Genomic DNA, 20,551 nt, shown 5'->3' on the forward strand with positions numbered 1-20,551 from the left:
TTTTGTGACATCTGCACTTGTTGTGTGCCGTCACCGAATGCCAATATCTGCCAGCGCCGCCGCCAGTTTGTTGGGCAGAGGCGTGTCGTCCGAACCCGCGCGGTTGGTGGACAGGTCGCGCGGAGCGTCCTGTGGTGTCAGATAACGCCAGCCCTGAAAGGCACGGCGGGGTTGGCTTTCGGTGCGGACAACCCGAGGGTCGAACACGATACCGCAGCGCCGTATCCCGTCTTCGCCAATCACTTCTTCCAACCGAACGATGCGTTGACGGGCAAGGACAAGCCCTTTGAAAACCCAATACAAAGAGCCGCCAGCCAGAAGCTCTTCCTCGCGCTTGGGCCACATGCGCGTGACGTGACGCGGGTTGGCCTGACCGCTTTGCGCCATGCGCGCAGCCTGCCAGGTTTCAAGGTCTTCGACCTTCTCTGCTCCGACACAGAGTTTTACCAGATTTATGGTGCTGACCACGAAGTCACCCCAGATATTGTGGTTAGCTTACCACTTTACGCCGAATCTCGTCCTTTGGCAATTGACCTCACCCGGCCGGATCGCCTAGTCTCAAGGGCCTTCCAACACGCACAGGAATCGTCTGCATGAGCCGTTTTGCTGCCCCCATCGCCGAACAAATCTGGGATATGAAATACCGCCTGAAAACGGCTGAGGGTGCGCCTGACGACAAGACGGTCGAGGATACGTGGCGCCGGGTCGCCCGTGCGCTGTCCGAAGCCGAACCCGCGCAGGAAGACGCGTTCTATGGTGCCTTGGAAGATTTCAAGTTTCTGCCCGCCGGTCGCATCACCGCAGGGGCTGGCACGGGCCGGTCTGTGACGTTGTTCAACTGCTTTGTCATGGGCACGATCCCCGACAGTATGGGCGGCATTTTTGATATGCTAAAAGAAGCCGCACTGACCATGCAGCAGGGCGGCGGGATCGGCTATGATTTCTCGACCATTCGCCCGCGTGGCGCGGATGTGAAGGGCGTGGCGGCGGATGCCTCTGGTCCGCTCAGCTTCATGGATGTGTGGGACGCGATGTGCCGCACCATCATGTCTGCGGGCTCGCGCCGTGGGGCGATGATGGCGACGATGCGCTGCGATCATCCGGACATTGAAGATTTCATCACCGCAAAATCCGATGCCGCCCGTCTGCGCATGTTCAACATGTCGGTGCTGGTGACAGATGATTTCATGCAGGCGGTGAAGGATGACGCCAGCTGGGACCTGAAATTTGAAGGCACCATCTATCACACGGTCGAGGCGAGAGACCTTTGGAACAAGATCATGAAGGCGACTTACGAATACGCCGAACCGGGTGTGATCTTCATCGACCGCATCAACCAGATGAACAACCTCGCTTATTGCGAGACGATTGCCGCGACGAACCCCTGTGGCGAACAACCCCTGCCGCCCTATGGCGCTTGCCTGTTGGGGTCGATCAACCTTGCGCGTCTGGTTGCAGACCCGTTCGAGGATACCGCTCGCTTGGACGGCGACGCCCTGACCGAACTGGTCGCGACCGCCGTTCGGATGATGGACAATGTCGTGGACGCCAGTCGCTTTCCACTGGAAGCCCAGCGTCAGGAAGCGCTGGCCAAGCGTCGGATCGGCCTTGGCGTCACGGGCCTTGCCGACGCGCTGCTGATGCTGGGCTTGCGCTACGGCTCGGACGAGGCCGCCGCCCAGACCGAAGCGTGGATGAAGCAGATCGCGCGCGCGTCTTATCTGGCGTCGGTGGAACTGGCGAAAGAAAAAGGCCCGTTCCCGTTGTTCGATGCCGAGAAATATCTGGCTTCCGGATCGCTGACGCATATGGACCAGGACGTGCGCGACGCGATCCGTGAACACGGTATCCGCAACGCGCTTCTGACCTCGATCGCGCCCACCGGAACGATCAGCCTTTATGCGGGCAATGTATCGTCAGGGATCGAACCGGTCTTTGCCTATGCCTACACTCGCAAGGTGCTGCAAAAGGACGGCTCGCGGACCGAAGAAGAGGTCGTGGATTACGCTGTTCAGATGTGGCGTGACAAGTTTGGCGATAAGGAACTGCCGGATTACTTCGTGAACGCCCAGACGCTTGACCCACTCGCGCATGTAAAGATGCAGGCCGCCGCGCAGAAATGGATCGACAGCTCGATCTCTAAGACCATCAACTGCCCTGAAGACATCAGCTTCGAGGCATTCAAAGACGTCTATATGGAAGCCTGGGATAGCGGCTGCAAAGGCTGCACGACCTATCGCCCCAATGATGTAACAGGCTCTGTTTTGTCTGTCTCCGAGGACAGCGAGAAAGCCCCCGAAGCAGATTCCGGTGCAGATGTGGTCTATATTTCCGAACCGCTGGACCGCCCGCAATCGCTGGAAGGGCACACCTACAAGGTCAAATGGCCCGACAGTGAACACGCGATCTATATCACTGTGAACGATCTGGTCCTGAATGGCCATCGCCGCCCGTTCGAGGTGTTCATCAACTCCAAGAACATGGAGCATTTCGCCTGGACGGTTGCGCTCACCCGCATGATCTCGGCCGTGTTCCGGCGCGGGGGAGATGTGAGCTTCGTGGTCGAAGAGTTGAAAGCTGTGTTTGACCCGCGTGGCGGGGCGTGGATGAACGGGAAATACATCCCATCAATTCTGGCCGCGATCGGCGGTGTCATCGAACGCCACATGGTGCTCACAGGGTTCCTTGAAGGCGAGGGGATGGGCCTGAAAACCGACCCCCACGCCGAGGTTATCAACCTTGGCAACGCGCCGCGCGGCCCAGCCTGCCCAAGCTGCGGCCAATATGACATGCGCATGGTCGAAGGCTGTATGACATGTGCGTCTTGTGGGCATTCAAAATGTGGGTGACGTGAACGATGAGACGTTGTTGTTTGTTTAGCATAGCATAACATGGCCATTCGGGGGTGTTTTTTGACCTCTTGGCACAGATCAAATGACCACCGATAGCTTGGCTGTCGGTGGTTTTATTTTGTTTTCAATGACTTGTATGACGTCAGCGCCAATGGGACAGTTTAGGGCGATTTGACAAGAGAGGGTTTCTGACTCATCGTAACCTTCATGGCGTGAATCTATGGACGCCCCCCTGCGCAAGGTGTTTTTCATGATTGTATTTACGGCATTGGATGCGTGAATCTATCCGGCCTTTGACGAAGCATTATCGTTTGCTTCTGGCCTCGGTGGGATCCGCTGGTTTCGGTGCCTGCCAAGATGACCGGCCTTTCGTGGCCACCACTCCTTACAGGCTTTGAATTGGCGGCTCCTGCCGTGACACCATCGTCATATCACCCCGCATTCTTGGAAGCTGAGCTTCCGGGCTGCCCGTACACCGTTTTGTAGCTTTCTCCGCTCCGCAACACCGCCCAGGCAATGCGTGCTGTCTTGTTGGCGATTGCCGCGAGCGTCTTGTTGTGACCTGCGCGTGCCAGCAGGTCCTGTGCCCATCTCGCATGTCGATCGTTACGGTTGACAAACAGCGTTACGAAGCGTGGATGAACGAGGCGCACGCCATACCCCAGAGCCTGGAACCGTCGGCCCCAATGATGAGCACTGGCGCAAGCCTCCATGGCAACGGTTTCCGGGGAAAGTTTCTGAACTGCGGCTTCGAGCTTGGATCGGCTAACCTTCTTTGACATCACCTCGCCCTCATCAGTAATCCCGTGGACGTGGAACGACTGTTTGCCCAAATCAATCGCAAGTAACTGCATTCTGTGAATTCCTTCTGCTTGCTACGTTTGCCCAAAACTATCGGCTCGGGTGCAAGGGGCGTCCATTCCATAAGATGAGACAGAAACCCGGAACCAAGCGGAGCCACGGCGAGAAGGTCATCAAGGTTATCCGCCGCGCCACCCGTAAGCAATATTCTGCGGAAGAGAAAATCAGGATCGTGCTGGACGGCCTGAAGGGCGAAGACAATGAGACCTTGTCCGCCACTGGTCCGAGGACAATGGTCGAATGCCGAGCTGTGCCGCCGTGAGGGCATCGCCCAGAGCCTTTACTACAGCTGGTCGAAATAGTTCCTTGAGGCTGGGAAGAAGCGCATGGCGGGCGACACGGCGCGTGCGGCGACGTCGAGCGAGGTCAAGGATCTGCGCCGAGAGGCCCGTGATCTGAAGGAGGTCGTGGCCGAGCAGGCCCTCGAACTGCGGCTGCACAAAAAAGCATGATCGCGGATGGGGGCGACGAGGAATGAGGTCTCGCGCATCCGAGAAACTGGAGATCATCCGCCTCGTCGAAGGATCGCATCTGCCGACCAAGCGCACGTTGGACAAGCTCGGCTTTCCCAGGACCACGTTTTACCGCTGGTATGATCGCTACGTGGCTGGTGATCCCGAGGCACTTGAGGATCGCAGCCCGAGGCGATCGCGGGTCTGGGACCACTTCAGGGCAATCGCTGCAGGGGGTGGCTGCTCTGACGGTGCATAGAGTGTGTTGATAAGTGTCCACCATTGATAGTGGGCATCTTGAGGGCAGATATGGCGGGCAAGAAAGGTCAGAACAAGCGTTTTTGGTCGGATGAGGAGAAGGTGTCGATCTGTGCGCAGACATGTGCGCCGGGGGCATTGGTTGCGCGGGTTGCGCGGCAGTCCATACCGTTGGTCTTTTCGGCTGTCTCGACACTGGCAACATAGCGAAATTGGCCAGTTTCATCGGCTTCACAACCGGCCCCGTATGCCGCGCCATCGACTGCGCCGACCACATCACCAACTTTCGCGTTAAACGACCGCCACAGCCCGGGAATGGCACTGACGTTTTCGAAGCTGTATTGCAAACTAAATTCGACAACACGAAAGGCTTCGCGATCTCGCTGATCAGGCTTGCGACTTCAACAATCATATCTTTTTATTTTCAATGGCTCCAAGAGAGACAGGTGCGAAACGGAACGTGTAGTGCCGACTGTGCTAGCTAGCACACCAAAGTAGCCAGACATTTGCCCTGTGTTTACCGCCTAATGTATCATACGGAGTGAGACGCCTATCATTAAATTTGTAATCATAAAGTACAAATAACCCTCCGCTCACCCAGCAGGCTCGGCCTTTTCCCAAAAATTTATTACTAATATTGACATATACTTCAAGGTGGCGTACTAATTTTCCTAACTTTTGAGGGGGTGTTGGGAAGAGCTGATTTGGCGAGCGCGATGGTGATCGGATTGCGACTTAACTGCCGGACGCCACAAGGCGGTTATGATGCGCTGATCGGCCAAGCCTACAACGGATCAGATTTGACGCGATCGGGGATTTTCCGCCTGACGAGTCTTGGCATCGGCTTAGTTCGGTCGGGTCGCTAAAATGGCCGCACCTTCCGATAGGCGAACTTTGGATCGGATTCAAAGCAAACATGGCTGAAACGAGCCACACGATAGGACGAGAGAATGAGTGAATACATCTTGACCAAAGAAACACGTGACAAACTAACCAAGGTATCTACGGCTTCCGTTGCGACGGCATTGTATAAGCGCGGCTTGCGCAACCAGTTTGTGCAGGGTGTCGTGCCCATGAAGCCAAAGTCGGTGACTATGGTCGGACAGGCCTTTACACTTCGTTATATTCCGGCGCGAGAGGACCGCAACCCGCTCACCGTTTTCCGCGACCGCGACCACAAGCAGCGCGTAGCGGTTGAGACTTGCCCGGAAGGTTATGTGCTGGTGATGGATGCCCGCAAGGACAGTCGTGCCGCCACAGCCGGATCGATCCTGATCACCCGTCTTGCGCAACGCGGCGCTGCGGGTGTCGTGTCAGACGGAGGTGTGCGCGATGCATTGGGCATCGGGGCTCTCGATATGCCGGCCTACTTTGCCTGCCCCTCGGCACCAACAAACCTCACCCTACACGAGGCCATCGAAATCAATTGCCCGATTTCCTGCGGCGATGCGCCGGTGTTTCCCGGTGACGTGATGCTGGGCGATGGCGATGGCGTGATGGTGATCCCGGCACATCTGGCCGATGAGATCGCTGATGAATGCACGAACATGGAATCCTACGAGGATTTTGTGCTGGAGCAGGTGAACGAGGGCGCCGGGATCATCGGGCTCTACCCGGGTACGGACGAAGAAAACCTTGTGAAATACGATGCATGGCGCGAACGGACAGGACGATAGCATGACCTTTATTCCCCACGGAGATCACTTGATCGCAGGCAAGCGCGTCGGTTCAGAGGTGCGGTTTTCGTCCGCGCCAGCGACGGGAGACGCCTTTGACTTTTCGTCCGGTTCGCCCGAGTTGGTGGATCAGGCTTGTGCTGCGGCTCATGCGGCCTTCCCGGGCTTTGCGTCCACGTCGCGCGAAGAGCGCGCGGCGCTTCTGAATGCCATTGCCGACGAGATTGACGCCCGTGGTGATCAGATCACCGAGATCGGATGTGCGGAAACCGGCCTTCCCGCTGCGCGTTTGCAAGGTGAACGGGGCCGGACGACCGGCCAGCTTCGCCTGTTCGCGTCGCATATTCTGGCCGGGGACTATCTCGACCGGCGCCATGACGAAGCCCTGCCCGAGCGGCAGCCGCTGCCGCGCCCCGATCTGCGGATGATGCAGCGTCCGGTCGGCCCGGTTGCCGTCTTTGGGGCATCTAACTTCCCGCTCGCTTTTTCCACCGCTGGTGGTGATACGGCGGCGGCACTGGCCGCTGGCTGCCCTGTTGTTGTCAAAGGCCACGGCGCACATCCGGGTACCGGGGAAGTCGTCGGTGAAGCCATTGTTGCGGCACTTGAAAAGTTGGGGATGGAGGCGGGAATCTTCAGTCTTGTCCAAGGTGGCACGCGTGCTGTGGGCGAGGCGTTGGTGACGGATCCGCGTATCAAGGCCGTTGGTTTTACCGGCAGCCTCGGCGGCGGCCGCGCGCTTTTCAATCTTTGCGCATCGCGGCCCGAGCCGATCCCATTCTTTGGTGAGCTTGGTAGCGTCAATCCTATGTTCGTCCTGCCGAAAGCGGCAGCTGCTCGTGGTGCGGCTCTTGGCACCGGCTGGGCTGAAAGCCTGACGATGGGCGTGGGCCAATTCTGCACCAACCCCGGAATCGCTATCGTGCTGGACGGGCCAGATGCGGATGCCTTCGTGCAAGCCGCGACCGACGGGCTCAAATCTGTGTCCGATCAAACCATGCTGACGGATGGAATGGCCGACGCTTATCGCGATGGTGCCCGCCGGGTCTCGGAAGGTGCTGGCGTTCGATCCCTGCTGACCACGGCCTGCGAAGGTCGGAATGCCGCGCCGTATTTGTTCCAGGTTTCGGCCGATGACTGGCTGGGCAATGAAGAGCTGTCGGAAGAGGTTTTCGGCCCCCTTGGGTTGGTGATCCGTGTGAAGGACATCGCGCAGATGAAAGTGCTTGCGGAAAGCTTCAAAGGGCAATTGACCGCGACAATGCAGATGGACGACGGCGACATCAACCTCGCGCGCGATCTTCTGCCTGTGCTGGAGCGTATGGCAGGCCGAGTTCTGGCCAATGGCTTCCCGACAGGTGTCGAGGTTTGCGATGCGATGGTTCACGGAGGGCCATACCCAGCAAGCACTAACTTCGGCGCCACATCTGTTGGCACGTTGTCAATTCGCCGCTTCCTGCGTCCGGTGTGTTACCAGAACCTTCCAGAAGCACTCCTCCCAGACGACCTCGTGAAAAGCTAACCCTTGCACGGATTGGTATCTGCTAACCCGCCGCCGCATCATTATGCGGTTGGCGGGTCTCTTTATTGACTGAGCACCAGGCATCTTGTTCTGACCTCACTGCAGCAGGGCAAGATGAGAAACTCAGTTCCAACCGACCGCGCAGTATTACAAATTCTGCCAGATATCCCCGGAGATGGTCTAGTTTAGTAGGTAGATATCCAAAAATATTGCTACTATGAACATAAAAGAGGCGATATCCGTGGTTTTTCCCAATAATTGGTAAATAATAGAATTGATTTGTAATAATTAGTACCGTATGGTGAATTAAGCTTTCTGGAGCGTGCGCCAGATTTGCAGACCGCAATAGGAAGTGACGACTTGGTAATTTTGGGAGGGTGTTATCAGTCGCATTTGAGGTGCGGGACTGCCAAGCTTCAAGGGGCGCAATAGTTTGACGAGGCATTGGCGTGCAGTTTGCCGCCTGAAGGTGCCCCGCCCGTTCCGCAGCATGAAAGCGAAAGGCGGAGCCCATCCCGACTTTGCTTACCCTCTAAGAAAAAATCGAAGTCAAACTGACGAAGTGGATCCGGCCGCCCGGCCACTCGGTTCATTCAACATGCCAGATATTTCTGGACGACGACATCTGTAAAGGAGGAACAGATCTATGCTATCTAAAAACCTGAAAAGTAAATTCGTGCTGGCGCTTGGTGCCTGTATCATCGGCACTTCGGTCGCCGCAGCTGATTACCCCACCCGAGATATCCGGCTGATCGTTCCGTGGCCAGCAGGCGGTGGCGCAGATGCAATTTCGCGTAAGATCAGCAACATTGCCGAACAAGAACTGCCAAAATCCATCTATGTCGAAAACATCGCGGGCGCTGTGACAGCAACCGGTCTGATCCAGATGACCAGCTCTCGCCCCGATGGTCATACCGTCGGCGTTCTGACCTATGACAGCGTCATAACCTTGCCGCGTGGCGAGATGGTTCCGGGCTATTCGCTGGACAACATGGCCCCAATCGCCCGTATCACCAGCGAAGCCGACGCAATCGTCGTCTCTAAGCATTCTGGCATCAACACCTTTGAAGAGCTGGTCGAAAAGGCCAAGGCCAATCCCGGCACGGTGCGCATTGGTGTAGCACCGAAGGGTTCGGGTCCCTATCTATCGGTCAGCCAGCTTGAAAAGCTGCTGGACGTCGATTTCAATGTGATCACCTATGCAGGTTCCTCGAGCGCCGAGGCAGAAGCACTTTTGTCGGGCGAACTCGACGCAGCGATCTCCAGTCTGGGTGATTTCAGCGGTATCATTTCCTCCGGCGATGCCAAGGGTGTGGTCGAATTGACGTCTGTTCAGAACAAGACTTACGCAGACGTGCCCACAATCAGCTCCAAGGGTTTCGATCTGCAGACTGGTAGCTTCATCATTTTGGCGGCACCGAAAGATACCCCAGAAGAAGCGCTCACAACGCTCGAGGCAGCGTTTAAGACGGCATACGACACGGCTGAGTTTCAGGACTGGTTGCAGCAGGTTGGCGTGACCGCTGATTGGCTTGGCTCTGACGAGGTTAAAACCTGGATCGAAGAACTTCAGAACAAGACCTTCACTCTTATGGACGAGTTGGACCTGTAAACCATAGCATGAAACATGCCTCCGATCTTTGGGTCGGGGGCATGACCAAAAAGGGCAGGTGACGCAGTCAGCTGGGATTCAACCCGGCATTGGCGCGTTACGCCCCGAGTGGGCGTGACCTAACGGTTTCTTCCAGGGGTCTGACCGCGCGAAAAACCACATAGCGCTTGCCACACCATCAAACCCATATCGGGAGAAGACGATGCTCTTAAATAGACACCTGATATTTCTATATGTCACTTTGGCAGTGTCGGTCGGATATCTCATTTCTGCACTGCGTTTGGGCGCTCCAACATCTGAAAGCGGATTGACGCCTTCTTTCTTCCCGATCCTCTTGGGGGCCACTTCCATCACGTTTTCTTGCATTCTCATTGTTCAGAAGTTGCGTTCTGAACCCGAGGAAAAGCGCCAGAGCGAACCGGCAAACTACACCCATCTTTGGGTTGTTGTCGCCATCTTTGCCTACATCACGGCTTTCAAGACAGTGGGATACTTCATTTCGTCGGGGCTCTTCGTCTTCGTGCTGATCGTGATCTTCTCGTCCTTTGAAAAGTTTCTCGTGAAGGCCGCCATTTCCGCAGCGGTAGTGGTCGTCGCCTATGTCACGTTCCAACAACTGTTCGGGGTTCGACTCCCGACGCTGTGGGGTTAAGTCATGGACTTCATTCTTCTTGTCATCAACAGCTTCAGCCTGCTGCTGGATCCCCTCAACCTGACCTACGTGATCCTTGGTTTCGTGATTGGCACCATCTTTGCTGCCATTCCCGGCCTGACCGCGACGCTGGCCATGGCCCTGCTTTTGCCGCTGACCTACACGCTTAGCGTGGAAACTGCGCTGATGGCCAGTGCCAGTATTTACATGGCCGGTATGTGCGGTGGCAGCATCACAGCAACTACGATCAACATCCCCGGGGCACCATCTTCGATGATGACTGCTCTGGACGGCTATCCTATGCACCAACAAGGCAAAGGTGCCCTAGCGCTGGGACATGCCGCGCTGGGTTCGATGTTCGGCGGTGCGGTCGGAGCCTTGCTCCTGATCGCGGTCGCGCCTTTCGTGGCCGAGCTTTCCCTGCTCGTCAAAACCACCGGCAAGTTCTCATTGCTCGCTTTTGCCATGGTTGTTGTCGTTATTGCACAGCGCGGACGCATTCCACAGGCCGGTTTGGCCGCCTGTATCGGCCTCATGCTTGCCACCGTCGGTCTTGATGCAATGGAGCCGATTACCCGGTTCACCTTTGGATATAGCAACCTGACGGCAGGGATCGACCTGATGCCTGTTATCATCGGAACCTTTGCGATAGCAGAAGTTCTCATGCAGGCCATCTCGTCCAGAGATATCAGCGCTGCCACCGCGGCCGCCGATAAGGTCAAGATCAGACGCAGGGATTTCCTGCCGCCGCTGTCCGATATCCGCGAGATCGGCTTCAGTTGCTATTTCAAGTCCTGCCTGATCGGCTATTTCGTTGGAACTCTGCCGGGGGCCGGCGGTTCGATGGGCTCTTTCTTGGCTTACACCGAAGCGGTGCGCACGTCGCCCGAGCCGGAGACCTTCGGCAAGGGCAATCCAAAAGGCATTGTCGCGTCTGAAAGCGCCAACAACGCCGTCTGCGGCGGGGCCATGGTGCCGATGCTAACCTTCGGCATTCCAGGCGATCCGATCACTGCTATCATGCTTGGCGTTCTGGTGATCAACGGTATTCAGCCCGGGCCGCAATTGATGTCCGATCAAGCCGGTCTGATTGCGCCGATGCTGGCAGCGCTTCTGTTCAGCGCCGTGGTGCTCATTCCATTGACGCTCTACCTGATAGGGCCGTACTTCATCAAGATTGTGTCGGTGCGCAAGGATGTCCTCTACTCTGTCATCGCCCTTTTGGCCGTCGTCGGCAGCTACGTGGCCACCTATTCGACATTCCAGATGTTCATGGCTCTCGGGATGGGTGTTCTCGCCTTCTATCTGAGGCGCAATGGATTTCCAGTGATTACGATGTTGCTGGGTTATATCCTTGGTCCCAACCTGGAAGAATTCCTGCGCCGGTCACTGGCCCTGTCTAATGGCGACCCGACAACGTTCCTAACCAACCTGGACAGTTTGTTCTTTGTCCTGTTGACTTTGGTCTTTGTCTATTTCCTGGTGATCAGGAAACCGGCCACTAAAACACCAGCGTCCCAAGCCAAGTAAGGTGCCGCTGTCTTGGCGCCGTCCCCATGATCGCACCGACTGGACAATGGGACGGCACAGGATGCCTGAGCGTTGCAAAGGCGCAGCCGCTGTTTATAAAGACTTCGAACCTTTTGGCCGATCTATACTCGGTCCCACCTGAAACCACGGAGACCAGATTGCCAGAGACCCTGCGCCCCACGTTGGCAGATCAAGTTTACGATCAATTGCTGATGAAAATTCTTGAAGAGGAATACACGGTAAATAGCCGATTGCCCGCCGAAGAGGTCTTGGCCCAGAGTTTCGGTGTGTCCCGCCCGATCGTCCGTGCGGCTCTGTCGCGGCTTCGGGATGACGGCATCGTTCAGTCCCGCCGTGGTTCTGGTAGCTATGTACTGCGTCGGCCCGACCGGCAGTTGATCGGCTTTGTGCCGCTGGAATCGGTCTCGGATGTTCAGAGGTGCTACGAGTTTCGTATCGATGTGGAAGGGGCTGCGGCCGCATGGGCAGCCCGGCGCAGAGACAGCGATGATCTTGCCGCCATGGATCATGCCTATCAGGTGATGGAACAGGCCTATAAAGAAAACGCCATGGGCGTCGAGGCAGACCAGATGCTTCACCTCGCCGTAGCGCGGGCGTCAAAGAACCCGTTTTTTGCTGCTGTTCTTGAATCCCTTGGTGAGCAAATCGCCCAGGGTGTGAAGCTCTCTCGATCCCTGACGCTTTTGGATATACCGGGGCGTCAGGAACTGGTACTGGCAGAGCATCGCGCAGTGCTTGACGCGATCCGGCTCAAACAGCCGGAAGTTGCAGAGGCAACCATGCGCCATCACATCACGGCCGCCAAGGATCGGATGTTCGTTGGCACACGGGAAATGTAGCTGTTTGGTACGATCCCACCGTTCAAGCCTTGGTAATCCAGCTCTTTCTGCATATGCTATTGCCGCAATGAAATGGATTGGGTTTGTCGGCGTTGCGTAAATCGCATTCTAATCCCTGCTGCGTTATGCAGGAACCTCCGTTCTTCTCGAATGAGAGCTGACCTGTGACGTAAGTGATGACGCTGAGTGTATTTCAAGCTTGCCGCGTTCGATTGAGCGGGCAGGCTTTAAATTGGGCGTGATGTGCCAGAAACTCTCTCTCATCAAATTGCCCTGATTGGACCTACAACAGTTGACCTCAAACTGGCCAAGGCTGTCGTTAGATTGGCCGCGCTAACATGTTGCAGCATATCCCAGCAGGCCCATAGCACCCGTAAGACAATCTACTGGAACGCGCCTGGCATCAGTGTTTGTGGCAACCACAGAGAAATCTGTGGGAAAAGAATGACAAGCAACAAAATGATCAACATCGGGATCAGGATGATCGCGACGTCCTTCATCACTTGCACCACGTTCAAACCTCCGATTGCAGCAGAAATTAGCAAGCAAAGCCCGTAGGGGGGCGTGACCAAGCCGAAGGAAAGCGAAACAATCGCGATGATCGCAAAGGCAATCGGATCAAGTCCGGCCGCTGCAGCTACTGGTTTCAGAACTGTGCCCAAAATGATGATTGTAGGAATTGCGTCGATGAACAGCCCAAACAGAAGAAATAATCCTGCAATAAGAAGGCCAGTTCCGACGGTGCCCATCTCGGCTGCGGTCATCGATTCAACGATTAGTGTTGGGACCTTGAAAAACGTCAGCATAAAGCCGAACGCCGATGCAGTTCCGATAGCGAACAACGAGATCGAGGCAAATCTGGCCGTATCATAGAAGACGACACCCAGATCTTTGATGGTAACCGTTCTGTAAACGAACATCCCAAGTATCAACGCATAGCCTGCGGCAATGACGGCGCTTTCGGTGGGGGTGACAAAACCGCCAACGATGCTTCCGATGACGAAAATCGGGGTTAACATTGCCAAGAATGACCCCTTTAGCGCGGACCACAATTCGCTCAGGCTGGGTTTGCCATAGGTGGGATAGTTGTAAACCAGCGCGTAGCCCAGCACGGTGGCCATCAAGGACAGGCCGATCATGAAGCCCGGAACAGCACCCCCCAGAAAAAGAGCACCGGGCGAAACTTGCATCACACCCCCCCAGACAATCATCAGAATACTGGGTGGGATGATCACACCCATCACGGACGAACAGGCGGTCAGCGCAACGGCAAATCGTGTGTCATATCCTTGTTTTTGCATTGCAGGGATCAGGATTTTGCCGCAGCCTGCCGCGTCTGCGGTGGACGACCCCGAGATGCCGGCAAACAGCATGGAAACAGCGACATTTACATGCCCCAGACCACCAGGCATCCAACCGGTTAACACGCGAGCCAGTTCGATCAACCTGTCAGTGACCTTGCCCGAGTTCATAAGATTTGCGGCCAACAGGAAAAAGGGAACAGCCAACAGAATGAACGAGTTATAGGATTGGAACATCCGATCCAGAACGATGAACGGCGTCAGGCGAATGTCCATCAAAACCACTGGAATTGTTGCGATTCCGAGCGCAAAGGCGACTGGCAACCGCAGTGCCACTAAAAGAAGAAACCCCGCGACCAGAATGATACATGCGGTGAGTGTTGAAACGATCACTGGGCAGCCCCTTTTCTTTGGCGATACACCGACACTTGTTCAAACAACCGATACGCCGCAAATAGTGCCCAGGCAGCCCCCGCAATTGGGACCGAAATATGCGTTATCAACTTGTTCGCTCGCATCATGACAGAGCGTTGTTTGCTTCCAAACTCGGCATATTCGATGCCATACCAAGCGAAGATCAATCCAAACCCCATGATCAGGATCAGAACAAAACCGTTCTGGAGCAACCTGGCGAGTGGGCGTGTTGCGTCAGGCAACACACGCACATCAAAATGCGTGCCATCCCAGACTGCAACCATAGAGCCGATCATGACCATCCAGATGAAGATGAAGGTCGACAGCTCTTCTGTCCAAAGATAGGTCGGAATTATTGGAGTGTATCGGGAGACCACTTGCATCGCGACAGGAACTGCAAGCGCTGCCATCAGTATGGCAAGAAGTACACGCAACCCCTTGCAGATCGTTTCCAACCAAACGCCAACCATGAGAATGCTCCTGTCATGCAGTGGGCGACGCCTGTGTCGGGCCACGAAGCGGAAAGAAATCGGCGCACGCCCTAAACAGACGCGCGCCTTTGTCGGTTATTGTGCGCGAACAGCTTCAAGCAGTTCGGTTGCGCCAAGTTCAGCAGCGTAGGCATCTTGAACCGGTGTCACCATTTCTAGCAGCTTCTCGCGACCTTCAAACTCGAGTGTTTGAACCTGACCTGCGTCGACCATCTCTTGCAGTTTGGTGCCATCTTCTCTTGATTCAAGTGCCCGACCGAATGCTCCGGCTTGTGCACCCGCGGCTTTCACAATTTCTTGCTGCTCAGGGGTCAATGCGCGGAAGGCTGTTCCGCTCATCACAATCGGACGCACGGTGATCGTGTGGCCCGTCAGCGTGACATAAGGGGCAACTTCATAAAATTTGAGGTTCTGAATCGAGGCCGCTTCGTTTTCAAACCCTGCAATCACGCCGGTTTGGATCGCGTTATAAACCTCGCTGTAGGCAATTGCCGACGGGGCGGCGGTCAAAGCCTGAAAAACCTGAGCCTGAATCGGGGCACCCATCACGCGCATACGGTGACCGGCCAAATCTTCCAGATTTTTGATCGGCACGCTGGATACAAGGTTACGCACACCGCCGCCGGTATAGCCAAGAATGACAATATCAGCAGCTTCCAGAAGCTCGGCTTCAAGCGGTGCAAATGCATCGCTGGACAACACAGCTTCCCAGTGTTCCAGATCGCGGAACAGGAATGGCATATCCATCAACGGAATGGACGGTGCAAATGTCGCCATGTTTGACGGTGCCATAATGGTGTAATCGACCGCGACACCTTGATTAAGGAATGTGACGTAGTCGGATTCAACACCCAATTCGCCGTTCAATCGCAAATCAAAGGCAATGGAATTTCCTGATGCTTCGCCGACGATGCGTTCGAATTCACGCATGGTTTTGGTGAATGCATGATCTTCATCAAACATGCTCGCGCCGCGCAGCGTTACGTCCTGTGCAGAGGCTGATGTTGCCAGAAGAGTGACAGCAATCGCCGACCCCTTCAGCAGGTTAACTGAACTGGTGAAAAATGACATTTTATCCTCCCGATTTTTTGTATTCGATTTCTCGCCGATGGACGTTTTTTGTGAAACCCAATGAACGGACTAATTTACTAATATTTGTAAAAAGTCAACGATACTTGTCATTCGATAATTTGTGCATCGTGCCCGATATGTCGATCTAGAAAAAATGATTACCTGAAATAATAACGATATAAAACAATAAGTTATGCAATAACTTCACTGACGAAATCCCTGAAATTTTCGTTCGATAAAAACGTAAATTTGCAAAGTTAAAAGTGGGAGATTAGAATACTAGTCGTCTTTTTTGACTGGGAGAATTGAAGTGAGTCGCAAGCAGAAAGTTCTGATTCTGGGCACCGGTTTTGCGGGCAAAGGTCATGCCGAAGCCTTCCGCGCTGCGGGTGCCGAAATTGTCGGAATTGTCGGGCGTACCACGCATGTCCTGAACAAGTTGGCCGAAGATTTGGGCATCCCATATGTAGGCACGGATTGGCAGGACGCATTGAAGGTCTGCCAACCGGATATCGTGTGCATCGGAACGCCGGGCGGGGCACATTTTGAACCCATCAAGCAGACCATCGCTCGCGGATGTCACATATTCTGTGACAAGCCTTTGACTGAGAGCGCCGGGTCAGCTGTCGAGCTTTACGAACTTGCGCAGAAAAAGGGGATCAAAACCGCCTATGCTGCCCCCCCAATTCTCCCTCATTCATTACGAGAGTCTGCGGGGCAGGTTTTCATAGTCTTCGGTTTTGTTTTGGGCAAGCGCGCCGGGCGCGGAGCCCTCAAATTGCTCAAGCGTCCGGCGCGCTTCTGCTGGAGTTTTATTTCCGAGCGATGAGTGCGGTCTGACGTTGTTGTAGTCGTAGCGCCAGAGCGCCAATTTCCGGCGGGCGTCATCCAGGCTGTCGAACCATTCCTTAACGCACTGCCCATAGCCGCGCCGGTCACGCCAAACGCTGGCAATCCCCACAACCCGTGGATCAATACAATGCTGGAGCCGACATTGATCGGAAGCGATAGGCAAAAGCTGTAAAGCGGGATGCGCGTACGACCGCAGCCGTTGAAATAGCTTGATAGACACTGGCCCACCGCTTCACCCAAGATCACAAGCGAAAAGACCGCAAGATAGCTTTTCGCCATCGCGGCCACTTCGGTCGAGGGTGCGATTGAGCTGATCACCGATCCTCCGAACAGCACAATGAACCCAAGTCCGATGCAGCCCACGGCCACGCTGACCGTCAAACCAGACGCGAGCGTGGATTTGAGGAAGATGGGATCATTGGTGCCAACGCCTGCGCTGTGCGGATTTGCATTGCGTAGGAAAAGGCGAGTATTGCACCGAGTATGAAACCCGCTATCGCGGTGGCAAGACCCATCGCGGCCAACGCGGATTCCCCTAGTGCCGAAACGAGATAGGCGTCAATGACGACGGTCCCATGTAAGAAGATCGCCTTCAGCATCGTCGGCCACGCGAGCGTAAACACGTCTCGCCAGTCACGACCTGCAGAGGAGGGAGCGATTGTTGCGACCATTTCAAGTTGCAGTCAAGGAACACATCGCTTTGTGCAGGGAGGCACATTTTTCCTGTTTGCGTTTGCCTTATTCATCCGGGGATTCAAAATAGTTCGCGTTGGTGACAGTGATTGACTCGATAGTTTCATCCAGACGTGACAGGTGTAACATCCCAATTTCGACAGCGAGATCGCCGTCATGCTTTTTAACAGCCGCAGCGATACCTTTGTGGTCTTTCACAAGATCCGGCATGCGGTGTTCTTTTGACAAACCAAGCATACACAGGCGGTCGACCTTGGCTTTTTCTGTCATGATGACATCAAACGCGAATTCCGCTTGAGCTATTGCACAAAGTGTCTTGTGAAATTCGTAATCCAGGACGCTGAAACTATCTACATCCCGTTTCTTGATGGCCTTCTTTTGATCGGCAAGGGATGCGTCCAATTTGGCCGCGCCTTCTGCGTCGCAAAGTTCAGCCGCACGCCGTAAGACTTCTTTCTCAACCGCGGCGCGTACAAAGCGCGACTTCTCAATTTCTCGCATCGAGAAACGTTTGACCTCGGTGGCGCGTTGTGGGCGGATCAGCAGAAGGTCCAAATTCGCTAGCCTGCTAAAAGCATCGCGCACAGGTTGGCGTGAGACACCGAATCTTGCGGCGATGTCTGCTTCGGAAATCTTATCTCCGGGTCGCAAGTTTAGCGTAACGATTTCATCGTGAAGATAATCGAACACTTCATCGACGCTTGTTCGTCGTTCATTCAATCGTGTCAAATTTTGCATGGCATCACCTCCCTGTACGATGGTCGCAATAGTGCCAGTTTGGGGCGCACAGCCCGAGATATCGGTCCGTAGGTCAGCCTATTTCTAATGTCACATCCGATTCAGGGCTCAAACCCGAACCCATGCACCAACTCTAGCCAGCTTTTAACTAGTATGCCATCCTGATAACTAGTATTCTAGTCTAAGCTGACATCGAATCGACTTCAGACGTCAGCGAATGTGGCAGATGCCGCATAGTAGGGAGGATGCATATGTCAGGTGTCAGTCTTCAGGGGCTTGTAAAAGCTTACGGTGCCGTTCAGGTCGTTCACGGGATCGATCTTGAGGTGCAAGAGCAGGAGTTTGTTGTGCTTGTCGGACCGTCGGGTTGTGGAAAATCCACAACACTACGCATGATTGCCGAGCTTGAAGAAATTAGCGGCGGGGATCTGACCATTGACAGTCGCTATGTAAACAGAGTGGCTCCAAAACATCGCGACGTCGCGATGGTGTTTCAAAACTATGACCTGTAGCCACGCTGTTGGTGCCTTACAAACTCAACGCGCCAAAGCGGATTTTCCACTTCATGGACGATCAAGGATATGACGCCGACCTCTATTTCACAGATGTCGAGGAAAACACCTTCAGGGTCGTCATGAAAAAGCTGGCAAACACATAAACGACCGACACTCGCAAACATAAAGACAAAGAGGACTGCTATGAAACTTCAAGGGAAAACCGCAATCGTCACAGGTGGTGGGCGCGATATTGGCAGTGCAATTGCTGTTAAGTTAGCTTCCGAAGGCGCAAATGTTGCAATCAACTATTTTGCCAGCTCAAAGGGCGCGGATGAAACGGTTGCCAAGATCGAAGCGGCAGGTGGCAAAGCCATTGCCGTTCAGGGCGATTTGAACAAGCAAGAAGATGTCGACGCGCTTACCCAGAAAACAGTCGATGCGTTTGGCGGGATCGACGTGCTTGTGAACAATGCGGGTGGCCTAATCGCGCGCAAAACGATTTCCGATATGTCGCTTGAACATTGGAATGCGGTGATGACGCTGAACCTGACAAGCACTTTTATGATGATCAAGGCCTGCCTTGCGCACATGAAAACCGGCGCAATCGTAAACCTTTCCAGCCAAGCCGGACGTGATGGGGGGGGGCCTGGTGCGGTCGCTTATGCAACATCCAAGGGTGCTCTCATGACCATGACACGCGGTCTGGCTAAAGAACTTGGACCAGATATTCGCTGCAATGCGCTTTGCCCAGGCATGATCGACACGGATTTTCACAACATCCACACACCCGATGCGGGTCGTCGCGGATTTGAAGCCAACGCGCCGCTCAAGCGTCAAGGCAATGTGGATGAGGCTGCAAATCTGGTGCTGTTCCTAGCCTGTGAAGACAGTTCATTCATCACCGGTGCCAACATAGACATCAACGGCGGCATGCTGTTCAGCTAAACAATAGTCAAGAGGATAAGACATGACTGATTTCCCTGTTGTTTCAACCGGCGAAAACGTTACGCGGCAGGTGCTTTCGGATCATCCGAGTATGATGGTTGTCGCCTTTCGGTTTGCGTCGAAAGGCGCGACCGGGGCGCTTCACAATCACCCGCATGTTCAATCAACCTATGTCGAAGCCGGACGTTTTCGGTTCACACTGGGTGATGAAGAGAAAGAAGTCGGCCCGGGCGACAGCTTCGTCATCCCAAGCGACTTGACCCATGGCTGCGTTTGCCTTGAACCGGGTACGTTGATCGATTGTTTCACGCCGCGGCGTGACGATTTTTTGTAAGGTTTTAGAATGCGCGTCCTATCAATCGGGGAATGTATGGCCGAACTGTCTCCACAGCACGAAGCGGGGACATTCCGGCTTGGCTTTGCGGGTGATACTTTCAATACAGCTTGGTATCTTGCGCGCATCAGCCCCGAAATCAATGTGTCCTACTTTACCGGTTTTGGCAGTGATTCAATCTCGGCGCAGATGCGAGAGATGATTTCAGAGGCGGGGATCGATCATAGCAACTGTCTTGTTGTGCCTGATCGAACGGTCGGTCTTTACCTTATTTCGTTGGATCACGGGGAACGCAGTTTTTCCTATTGGCGCGGCCAATCCGCCGCGCGCTGTCTGGCGTCAGACCCCGACAAACTGGGGCAAGCGATTGAAGGCCACGATCTGATCTATTTTTCGGGGATCACCCTTGCAATCCTTGACGCGAGTGGGCGTGCGACTTTGCTTTCGGCGCTTCGTACTGCTCGAATCAATGGCAAGCTGATCGCTTTTGACCCGAATTTGCGCCCACGCCTTTGGGAAGGCACGGACACAATGCTGAAAGCCACGATGGAGGGCGCGCAAGTGTCTGACATTGTTCTGCCCTCGTTTGAAGACGAAGCCACATGGTTCAAGGATGCGACGCCCAAAGCAACGGCCAATCGCTACTTATCCGCCGGAGGCAATACCATCGTGGTTAAAAACGGAGCAGACGAAATCTATTATCGTGATCAGACCAGAGAGGGAACGGTTCCGGTGCCACCCATCGCAGCCGTGATCGACACCACCGCTGCGGGTGATAGCTTCAACGCAGCGATCCTTGCCGGAACGAAAGATCAATCGCCACTGCCGCAACGCATAGCCTTGGCTTGTCGTTTGTCCGCTGCGGTAGTTCAGGCGCGCGGCGCTCTTGTGCCCATCAATGCGGCAGACTTCAAAAGCTAAACACCGGAAACCAAAGGAG

16 protein-coding genes and 6 pseudogenes are annotated in these 20,551 nt (G+C 54.8%); 13 read left to right on the top strand and 9 right to left on the bottom strand.

Annotation, left to right across the window (positions count from 1 at the left end):
- Window positions 1–30: 30 nt before the first annotated feature.
- Window positions 31–468 (bottom strand): DUF1489 family protein, encoded by a 438-nt coding sequence (locus BMY55_RS05995; protein ID WP_091429145.1) that lies wholly within the window; start codon window positions 466–468, stop codon window positions 31–33.
- A 125-nt stretch (window positions 469–593) separates the two neighbouring features.
- Between BMY55_RS05995 and BMY55_RS06000 the strand changes: the two genes are divergently transcribed.
- The gene (locus tag BMY55_RS06000; RefSeq protein WP_091429146.1) at window positions 594–2,849 is read left to right on the top strand and encodes an adenosylcobalamin-dependent ribonucleoside-diphosphate reductase; all 2,256 of its coding nucleotides are present in this window, start codon (window positions 594–596) and stop codon (window positions 2,847–2,849) included.
- A gap of 605 nt (window positions 2,850–3,454) precedes the next feature.
- On the opposite strand, the pseudogene BMY55_RS17030 reads toward BMY55_RS06000, so the two are convergent.
- Window positions 3,455–3,706 (bottom strand): annotated as a pseudogene (locus tag BMY55_RS17030) (IS110 family transposase); the annotation flags it as partial.
- 74 nt (window positions 3,707–3,780) lie between these two features.
- Here BMY55_RS17030 and BMY55_RS06010 point away from each other — a divergent pair.
- Window positions 3,781–4,376, top strand: a pseudogene (locus tag BMY55_RS06010) (helix-turn-helix domain-containing protein); the annotation flags it as partial.
- Window positions 4,377–4,491: 115 nt separating this feature from the next.
- Here BMY55_RS06010 and BMY55_RS16900 read toward each other — a convergent pair.
- Window positions 4,492–4,770 carry a hypothetical protein gene (locus BMY55_RS16900; protein WP_177179300.1) on the bottom strand — a complete coding sequence of 93 codons (279 nt, stop codon included), beginning with the start codon at window positions 4,768–4,770 and terminating at the stop codon, window positions 4,492–4,494.
- A 603-nt stretch (window positions 4,771–5,373) separates the two neighbouring features.
- On the opposite strand from BMY55_RS16900, the gene BMY55_RS06020 reads away from it, so the two are divergent.
- The 6 genes from BMY55_RS06020 (at window position 5,374) to BMY55_RS06045 (ending at window position 12,275) form a co-directional block, all read left to right on the top strand.
- Window positions 5,374–6,099 (top strand): ribonuclease activity regulator RraA, encoded by a 726-nt coding sequence (locus BMY55_RS06020; RefSeq protein ID WP_091429147.1) that lies wholly within the window; start codon window positions 5,374–5,376, stop codon window positions 6,097–6,099.
- 1 nt (window position 6,100) lies between these two features.
- Complete coding sequence (locus BMY55_RS06025; RefSeq protein WP_091429148.1) at window positions 6,101–7,621, top strand: aldehyde dehydrogenase (NADP(+)); 1,521 nt, start codon at window positions 6,101–6,103, stop codon at window positions 7,619–7,621.
- A gap of 646 nt (window positions 7,622–8,267) precedes the next feature.
- A complete protein-coding gene (locus tag BMY55_RS06030; RefSeq protein WP_091429149.1) occupies window positions 8,268–9,233 on the top strand; it encodes a Bug family tripartite tricarboxylate transporter substrate binding protein in 966 nt (321 codons plus the stop codon).
- A 247-nt stretch (window positions 9,234–9,480) separates the two neighbouring features.
- A complete protein-coding gene (locus BMY55_RS06035; RefSeq protein WP_245744762.1) occupies window positions 9,481–9,885 on the top strand; it encodes a tripartite tricarboxylate transporter TctB family protein in 405 nt (134 codons plus the stop codon).
- 3 nt (window positions 9,886–9,888) lie between these two features.
- Window positions 9,889–11,415 carry a tripartite tricarboxylate transporter permease gene (locus BMY55_RS06040; protein WP_091429153.1) on the top strand — a complete coding sequence of 509 codons (1,527 nt, stop codon included), beginning with the start codon at window positions 9,889–9,891 and terminating at the stop codon, window positions 11,413–11,415.
- A 158-nt stretch (window positions 11,416–11,573) separates the two neighbouring features.
- Entirely contained in the window at window positions 11,574–12,275 is a 702-nt protein-coding gene (locus BMY55_RS06045; protein ID WP_218142232.1) for a FadR/GntR family transcriptional regulator, read from the top strand.
- 383 nt (window positions 12,276–12,658) lie between these two features.
- On the opposite strand, the gene BMY55_RS06050 is transcribed toward BMY55_RS06045, so the two are convergent.
- The 3 genes from BMY55_RS06050 to BMY55_RS06060 form a co-directional block, all read right to left on the bottom strand.
- Window positions 12,659–13,969, bottom strand: a complete 1,311-nt coding sequence (locus BMY55_RS06050; RefSeq protein WP_091429157.1) for a TRAP transporter large permease — start codon at window positions 13,967–13,969, stop codon at window positions 12,659–12,661.
- Window positions 13,966–14,400: a TRAP transporter small permease gene (locus tag BMY55_RS06055; RefSeq protein WP_245744661.1), complete on the bottom strand. Its 435-nt coding sequence runs from the start codon at window positions 14,398–14,400 to the stop codon at window positions 13,966–13,968. The genes BMY55_RS06050 and BMY55_RS06055 overlap by 4 nt, the downstream gene beginning before the upstream one ends.
- Before the next feature lie 156 nt (window positions 14,401–14,556).
- Entirely contained in the window at window positions 14,557–15,552 is a 996-nt protein-coding gene (locus BMY55_RS06060; protein ID WP_091429160.1) for a TRAP transporter substrate-binding protein, read from the bottom strand.
- Window positions 15,553–15,862: 310 nt separating this feature from the next.
- On the opposite strand from BMY55_RS06060, the pseudogene BMY55_RS06065 reads away from it, so the two are divergent.
- A pseudogene (locus tag BMY55_RS06065) lies at window positions 15,863–16,201 on the top strand (Gfo/Idh/MocA family protein); the annotation flags it as partial.
- A 51-nt stretch (window positions 16,202–16,252) separates the two neighbouring features.
- On the opposite strand, the pseudogene BMY55_RS16725 reads toward BMY55_RS06065, so the two are convergent.
- The 3 genes and pseudogenes from BMY55_RS16725 to BMY55_RS06080 form a co-directional block, all read right to left on the bottom strand.
- Window positions 16,253–16,462 (bottom strand): annotated as a pseudogene (locus tag BMY55_RS16725) (integrase core domain-containing protein); the annotation flags it as partial.
- 92 nt (window positions 16,463–16,554) lie between these two features.
- Window positions 16,555–17,075: pseudogene (locus tag BMY55_RS17190) on the bottom strand (MATE family efflux transporter); the annotation flags it as partial.
- Window positions 17,076–17,142: 67 nt separating this feature from the next.
- The gene (locus tag BMY55_RS06080) at window positions 17,143–17,835 is read right to left on the bottom strand and encodes a GntR family transcriptional regulator (protein WP_091429166.1); all 693 of its coding nucleotides are present in this window, start codon (window positions 17,833–17,835) and stop codon (window positions 17,143–17,145) included.
- A 251-nt stretch (window positions 17,836–18,086) separates the two neighbouring features.
- On the opposite strand from BMY55_RS06080, the pseudogene BMY55_RS06085 reads away from it, so the two are divergent.
- The 4 genes and pseudogenes from BMY55_RS06085 to BMY55_RS06100 form a co-directional block, all read left to right on the top strand.
- Window positions 18,087–18,344: pseudogene (locus BMY55_RS06085) on the top strand (ATP-binding cassette domain-containing protein); the annotation flags it as partial.
- Window positions 18,345–18,533: 189 nt separating this feature from the next.
- The gene (locus BMY55_RS06090; protein WP_091429167.1) at window positions 18,534–19,277 is read left to right on the top strand and encodes an SDR family NAD(P)-dependent oxidoreductase; all 744 of its coding nucleotides are present in this window, start codon (window positions 18,534–18,536) and stop codon (window positions 19,275–19,277) included.
- Window positions 19,278–19,299: 22 nt separating this feature from the next.
- Window positions 19,300–19,611: a cupin domain-containing protein gene (locus BMY55_RS06095; RefSeq protein WP_091429169.1), complete on the top strand. Its 312-nt coding sequence runs from the start codon at window positions 19,300–19,302 to the stop codon at window positions 19,609–19,611.
- A 9-nt stretch (window positions 19,612–19,620) separates the two neighbouring features.
- The gene (locus BMY55_RS06100; protein WP_091429171.1) at window positions 19,621–20,532 is read left to right on the top strand and encodes a sugar kinase; all 912 of its coding nucleotides are present in this window, start codon (window positions 19,621–19,623) and stop codon (window positions 20,530–20,532) included.
- The last annotated feature ends 19 nt before the right edge of the window (window positions 20,533–20,551 follow it).

The sequence above is a fragment of the Aliiroseovarius sediminilitoris genome, assembly GCF_900109955.1.
Classification (GTDB): domain Bacteria; phylum Pseudomonadota; class Alphaproteobacteria; order Rhodobacterales; family Rhodobacteraceae; genus Aliiroseovarius; species Aliiroseovarius sediminilitoris.